The 6,313-nt window shown below is 68.9% G+C and carries 5 protein-coding genes; 4 read left to right on the top strand and 1 reads right to left on the bottom strand.

What is annotated here, in order from left to right; translation table 11 throughout:
• On the bottom strand, positions 1–1,447 hold a 1,447-nt coding region (locus tag AB0B01_RS22400), incomplete at its 3' end, for an aminotransferase class V-fold PLP-dependent enzyme (RefSeq protein WP_361721784.1).
• Between the two features lie 338 nt (positions 1,448–1,785).
• On the opposite strand from AB0B01_RS22400, the gene coxB reads away from it, so the two are divergent.
• From coxB to AB0B01_RS22380, 4 genes are all read left to right on the top strand, one after another.
• A complete protein-coding gene (gene coxB, locus AB0B01_RS22395) occupies positions 1,786–2,760 on the top strand; it encodes a cytochrome c oxidase subunit II (RefSeq protein ID WP_361721781.1) in 975 nt (324 codons plus the stop codon).
• The gene (gene ctaD / locus AB0B01_RS22390; RefSeq protein WP_361721778.1) at positions 2,757–4,484 is read left to right on the top strand and encodes a cytochrome c oxidase subunit I; all 1,728 of its coding nucleotides are present in this window, start codon (positions 2,757–2,759) and stop codon (positions 4,482–4,484) included. The genes coxB and ctaD overlap by 4 nt, the downstream gene beginning before the upstream one ends.
• Complete coding sequence (locus tag AB0B01_RS22385) at positions 4,481–4,879, top strand: cytochrome c oxidase subunit 4 (RefSeq protein WP_361721775.1); 399 nt, start codon at positions 4,481–4,483, stop codon at positions 4,877–4,879. Before ctaD ends, AB0B01_RS22385 begins: the two co-directional genes overlap by 4 nt.
• A gap of 113 nt (positions 4,880–4,992) precedes the next feature.
• Positions 4,993–6,237 carry an Ig-like domain-containing protein gene (locus tag AB0B01_RS22380; protein ID WP_361721772.1) on the top strand — a complete coding sequence of 415 codons (1,245 nt, stop codon included), beginning with the start codon at positions 4,993–4,995 and terminating at the stop codon, positions 6,235–6,237.
• Positions 6,238–6,313 lie beyond the last annotated feature (76 nt).

Below are 6,313 nucleotides of genomic sequence, written 5' to 3'. Positions count from 1 at the left end.
CAGGGAGGCACGTGACCGTGCCCGGGCCGGCAGCGGATGAAAAATACGTTGGCCGGTCCTCCGGAGAGCTGCGCCGGCGCCGGACCGTGTAGGCCGTGCCCGGGGGGCGGGGGGACTCGCCCAGGTAGGTGTGGCCGCGCAGCGTGCACCACGCCGGGATGTCCAGGCGGGCGACCTCGTCGTCCGAGACGACGGTGACGGTGCCCCCCACCGGCACCGAGCCGATCACGCGCGCCAGCTCGATCACCGGCTGCGGACAGCGCAGGCCCAGCGCGTCGATCTCCAGGGAGTCGGCCACCGGCCCGCCCTCCACCGGCTCCGTCACGCCGAGCGTGCCGCGCACCCCGGCGACCACTCCCGGCAGGACCTCCAGGAAGCCGTTGACCTCCTCCGCGGTCGTGCCCGCCGGCAGGGAGACCCGTACGTTGCCCTCCGACAGCACCCCCATCGCCCGCAGCACGTGACTCGGGGTCAGGGTCGAGCTGGTGCAGGAGGACCCGGACGAGACGGAGTACCCCGCCCGGTCCAACTCGTGCAGCAGGCTCTCCCCGTCGACGTAGAGGCAGGAGAAGGTGACCAGGTGCGGCAGCCGCCGCTCGGGGTGGCCGACCACCTCCACGTCCGGCACCAGCCGGACCACCCGCCGCCGGATCCGGTCCACCAGGACCCGCAGCCGCTCCGCCTCCGCGTCGGCCTCGGCCCGGACGGCCCGCAGCGAGGCCGCCGCCGCCACGACGGCCGGGAGATTGGTGAAGCCGGGGGAGCGGCCGAACTCCCGCTCGTCCACCGGGCCTTGCGGTGAGAAGCGGGCGCCCTTGCGGACGGCCAGCAGGCCGACCCCCGCCGGGCCGCCCCATTTGTGGGCGCTGGCCGTCAGTACCGACCAGCCGCCCTCCACCGGCCCCCAGCCCAGCGACTGCGCCGCGTCCACCAGCAGCGGCACCCCCGCCGCCGCGCAGACCTCGGCGACCTCCGCCACCGGCTGCACCGTGCCCACCTCGTGGTTGGCCGACTGCAGGCAGGCCAGGGCGGTGGCCGGTCCGAGGGCAGAGGCGTAGTCGGCCGCGGAGACCGCGCCCGTGCGGTCCACCGGTACCTCCGTCACCGTCCCCCCGGCCGCCTCGTGCGCCGCCGCCGCGTGCAGTACAGAACTGTGTTCGACCGCCGATACGACCAGATGACCGCCGACGCGTCGGCGCCCGGCGAGGGCTCCCGCGAGGCCCGAGTGAACCGCGTGCGTCCCCGAAGGAGTGAACACGAGCTCGTCGGGGCGACAGCCCACCGCCTCCGCGGCCGCTTCCCGGGCCGCGTCCAGCAGCAGTCTGGCGCGCCGGCCCTCCCGGTACAGCCGGGCGGGGTCCGCCCAGCCCTCGTCCAGGGCTGCCTGCAGCGCCTGGCGGGCCACGGGGTGCAGGGGGGCGGCGGACGCGGTGTCGAAGTACGGCATCCGGTCACCGTAAAGGAGGAGTCGTGCGCAGCACGCCCTGGCGGGGTGGTGGTCGGGCGACGGGCGGGACGGCGGGGCGCGCCGTTCGAGGTCAGGGGCCGTCAGATGGGGTCCGCAGGCGGCCGTCCAGGGGGTGTTGGGCCGTCCCCCGTACGGCGGATCCATCCCTTCGGGGGCCGTAGCGGCGCGTTGGGCACCCTCCCCGCGCGACCCCAAATAGCGTCCAGTAGGGTTTGGTCCGCATAAACATCCAAACCCCTGCCTGCGTCAGGGCCGGCGACCGACCCGAATACGGCCGCGGCCGGCCGCGCGGGCCGAGACTCTCGGGAAGGCGCTACGTGAGTCCCTACGGCTCCGACCGCTCGCCGCGGCGCCCGATGCGGCGGAAGCTGCTGCAGGCGCTGACTGCGGGCGTGGTCCTGGCGACCGCCACTGGTTGCTCGTACAACTGGAAAAGCTTCCCCCGCCTCGGAATGCCCACCCCGGTCACGGAGGAGGCGCCTCGCATCCTCTCCCTGTGGCAGGGGTCGTGGGCGGCCGCTCTCATCACGGGCATCCTGGTCTGGGGCCTGATCCTGTGGAGCGTCATCTTCCACCGGCGCAGCCGGACGAAGGTGGAGGTCCCTCCGCAGACCCGGTACAACATGCCCATCGAGGCGCTGTACACCGTGGTCCCGCTCATCATCGTCTCGGTGCTGTTCTACTTCACCGCGCGTGACGAGTCGAAGCTGCTCTCCCTCTCCGCCAAGCCGGCGCACACGATCAACGTGATCGGCTTCCAGTGGAGCTGGGGCTTCAACTACGTCGAGAACGTCGACGGCGACGGTGGGACTCCGAAGGCCGGTGAGGTTCCCAAGGAGCTCGCCGCCATCCCGGACCGCTTCACCAAGGAATTCCCCGCGGGCGCCGAAGGCGTCTACGAGAAGGGCGTTCCCGGCGACCGCAACTTCCAGACCGGCAACCCGGGGCCGACCCTCTGGCTGCCCAAGGGCGAGAAGGTCCGCTTCATCCTGTCGTCGAACGACGTCATCCACTCGTTCTGGGTGGTTCCGTTCCTCATGAAGCAGGACGTCATCCCCGGTCACACCAACGTCTTCGAGGTGACGCCCTCGCAGGAGGGCACCTTCGTGGGCAAGTGCGCCGAGCTCTGCGGCGTCGACCACTCCCGGATGCTCTTCAACGTCAAGGTCGTCTCGCCCGAGCGATACCGGGCACACCTGAAGGAACTGGCCGAGAAGGGGCAGACCGGCTTCCTCCCGGCCGGCATCAAGCAGACCGACCCGGCCCGGAATGCGGAGACGAACAAACTGTGAGCATCCTCAACGAATCTCAGGGTGCCGCCGCCGACTCGTATGAGAACGAGCTGCCGGTGCGGCGCAAGCAGCCGGGCAATGTCGTCGTGAAGTGGATGACCACTACCGACCACAAGACCATCGGCACGATGTACCTGGTCACCTCGTTCGTGTTCTTCCTCATCGGCGGGATCATGGCGCTCTTCATGCGCGCCGAGCTGGCCCGTCCGGGTACGCAGATCATGTCGAACGAGCAGTTCAACCAGGCGTTCACCATGCATGGCACGATCATGCTGCTGATGTTCGCCACCCCGCTGTTCGCCGGTTTCGCGAACTGGATCATGCCGCTGCAGATCGGCGCGCCCGACGTGGCGTTCCCGCGGCTGAACATGTTCGCGTACTGGCTGTACCTCTTCGGCTCGACCATCGCGGTGGGCGGCTTCCTCACGCCGAACGGCGCCGCCGACTTCGGCTGGTTCGCCTACACCCCGCTGACCGACGCGGTGCACTCGCCCGGTATCGGCGGCGACATGTGGATCATGGGTCTGGCCTTCTCCGGCTTCGGCACGATCCTCGGCTCGGTCAACTTCATCACCACGATCATCTGCATGCGCGCTCCGGGCATGACGATGTTCCGCATGCCGATCTTCACCTGGAACGTGCTGCTGACCGGTGTCCTGGTCCTGCTCGCCTTCCCGGTGCTGGCCGCCGCGCTCTTCGCGCTGGAGGCCGACCGCAAGTTCGGTGCGCACGTGTTCGACCCGGCCAACGGCGGCGCCCTGCTGTGGCAGCACCTCTTCTGGTTCTTCGGACACCCCGAGGTGTACATCATCGCCCTGCCGTTCTTCGGCATCGTCTCCGAGATCATCCCGGTCTTCTCCCGCAAGCCGATGTTCGGTTACATCGGTCTGATCGGTGCGACGATCGCGATCGCCGGCCTCTCGGTGACCGTGTGGGCCCACCACATGTACGTCACCGGCGGTGTGCTGCTGCCGTTCTTCTCCTTCATGACCTTCCTGATCGCGGTCCCGACCGGTGTGAAGTTCTTCAACTGGATCGGCACCATGTGGAAGGGCTCGCTGTCCTTCGAGACCCCGATGCTCTGGACGATCGGCTTCCTGGTCACCTTCACCTTCGGTGGTCTGACCGGCGTCATCCTGGCCTCGCCCCCGATGGACTTCCACGTCTCCGACTCGTACTTCGTCGTCGCGCACTTCCACTACGTCGTCTTCGGCACCGTGGTGTTCGCGATGTTCGCCGGCTTCCACTTCTGGTGGCCGAAGTTCACGGGCAAGATGCTGGACGAGCGCCTCGGCAAGATCACCTTCTGGACGCTGTTCATCGGCTTCCACGGCACGTTCCTGGTGCAGCACTGGCTGGGTGCCGAGGGCATGCCGCGCCGTTACGCGGACTACCTCGCGGCCGACGGCTTCACCGCGCTGAACACGGTCTCGACCATCAGCTCGTTCCTGCTGGGCCTGTCGATCCTGCCCTTCCTGTACAACGTCTGGAAGACGGCGAAGTACGGCAAGAAGATCGAGGTCGACGACCCGTGGGGCTACGGCCGTTCGCTGGAGTGGGCGACTTCCTGCCCGCCGCCGCGGCACAACTTCCTCACCCTGCCGCGGATCCGTTCCGAATCCCCGGCGTTCGACCTGCACCACCCGGAGATCGCGGCCCTCGACCACCTTGAGGACCACGCCGGCACCAAGGCCGTCACCGGTGGCAAGGAGGCCGGCAAGTGAAGATCCAGGGCAAGATGTTCCTCTGGCTCTCCTTCTTCATCCTGATCATGGCCGTCGTGTACGGCGTGTGGTCGAAGGAGCCCGTCGGAACCACCGCGCTCTTCCTGGCCTTCGGCCTGAGCGTCATGATCGGCTACTACCTGGCCTTCACCGCCAGGCGCGTCGACGAGATGGCCCAGGACAACCTGGAGGCCGACGTCGCCGACGAGGCGGGCGAGCTGGGGTTCTTCTCCCCGCACAGCTGGCAGCCGCTCTCGCTGGGCATCGGCGGTGCGCTCGCCTTCATGGCCGTCATCTTCGGCTGGTGGCTCATGTACTTCTCGGCCCCGATCATCCTGATCGGCCTGTGGGGCTGGGTGTACGAGTACTACCGCGGTGAGAACGCCAACCAGTAGCGGTACCCGTGCATGACACCTGGGGCCCGGACACCTCGAACAGAGGAGTCCGGGCCCCTCGTTTGCAGTCACCCCGCGCGCCGTAATGCTCATACCTTCATAGCGTTGGCTCCATGAAGCACTCACCGCGTCTTTGGACGGTCATCAGCAGCTCCGTGCTGGTCGCCTCCCTCGGTGCCGGCGCCACCGCATGCGGGTCCGGCGACAACCCGCTGTCAGCCCGCCCGTACGACGCGGGCGACCAGGTCGCCATCAACCAGCCCTCGGGCGGCCGCCCCGTCGACCCCAAGCGGCCCCTGGAGGTCACCACCAAGGGGCACGGCGCCCGCATCACCGACGTGACCGCCGTGGACACCCACGGCCGCCGTCTCGCGGGCGAACTGTCCGCCAAGGGCGACCGCTGGCACAGCACCGCCTCCATGGCCGCAGGTACCCGCTACACGGTCACGGTGAGCACCGAGAACCAGCGCGGCGCCCCCGGCCAGCGCACCATGACCTTCGACACCACCCCGTCCAAGGCGCTGCTCCAGGTGAAGCTCGGTCCCCAGGCCGGCAGGTACGGCGTCGGGCAGCCCCTCACGGCCGAACTCAGCGAGGCCGTCAAGGACAAGGCCGCCCGCGCCGTCGTGGAGCGCGGCCTGGTCGTCGAGTCCTCGCCGGGAGTCGAGGGCGCCTGGTACTGGGTGGACGACAAGACCCTCCACTACCGGCCGAAGGACTACTGGCCGGCCCACTCCACCGTCTCGCTGCGGAGCAACCTGGAGGGGGTCAGGATCACCGACGACCTCAACGGGGCCGCGAGCAAGCCGCTGAAGCTGGAGATCGGCGACCGGGTCGAGGCCATCACCGACGCCGCGGCCCACTCCCTCACCTTCAAGCGCAACGGAGAAGTGATCAACACCATTCCGGTGACCACCGGAAAGCCCGGCTTCTCCACCCGCAACGGAGTCAAGGTGGTGCTCGGCAAGCAGTACTTCGTCCGGATGCGCGGCGACACCGTCGGCATCGGCGGCAGTGAGAACTACGACTTGCCCGTCTACTACGCCACGCGCGTCACCTGGAGTGGTGAATACGTCCACGCCGCCCCGTGGTCCGTGGGCTCCCAGGGATACGAGAACGTCAGTCACGGCTGCACCGGCATGAGCACGGGCAACGCCGCCTGGTTCTTCGAGAACATCACCGAGGGCGACGTCGTCAAGGTGATCAACAGCATCGGCGAGGACATGGCCCCGTTTGGAAACGGCTTCGGCGACTGGAACGTGGACTGGAAGGACTGGCGCCAGGGCAGCGCCCTGCTCAAGGGCACCCACGTGAACCACAACCCCGTCGACCAGGCCCGTCTGCGCCCCCAGGTCTGAGCGGCCCCGGCGGGGCCTGCCCCACTCGGGCGGGCCCCGCCGCGCAATGCCCCGTACGGGGACCCCCACGGGCCAC

The organism is Streptomyces sp. NPDC044571 (assembly GCF_040647115.1).
Taxonomy (GTDB): Bacteria; Actinomycetota; Actinomycetes; order Streptomycetales; family Streptomycetaceae; genus Streptomyces.
Note: the sequence above shows the minus strand (reverse complement) of the source record. Positions and strands in the feature narration are given on the sequence as shown.

Bases quoted from the DNA above. Each gene is read 5' to 3' on its own strand.
- AB0B01_RS22380 (WP_361721772.1), top strand. From the start codon at position 4,993: ATGAAGCACTCACCGCGTCTTTGGACGGTCATCAGCAGCTCCGTGCTG.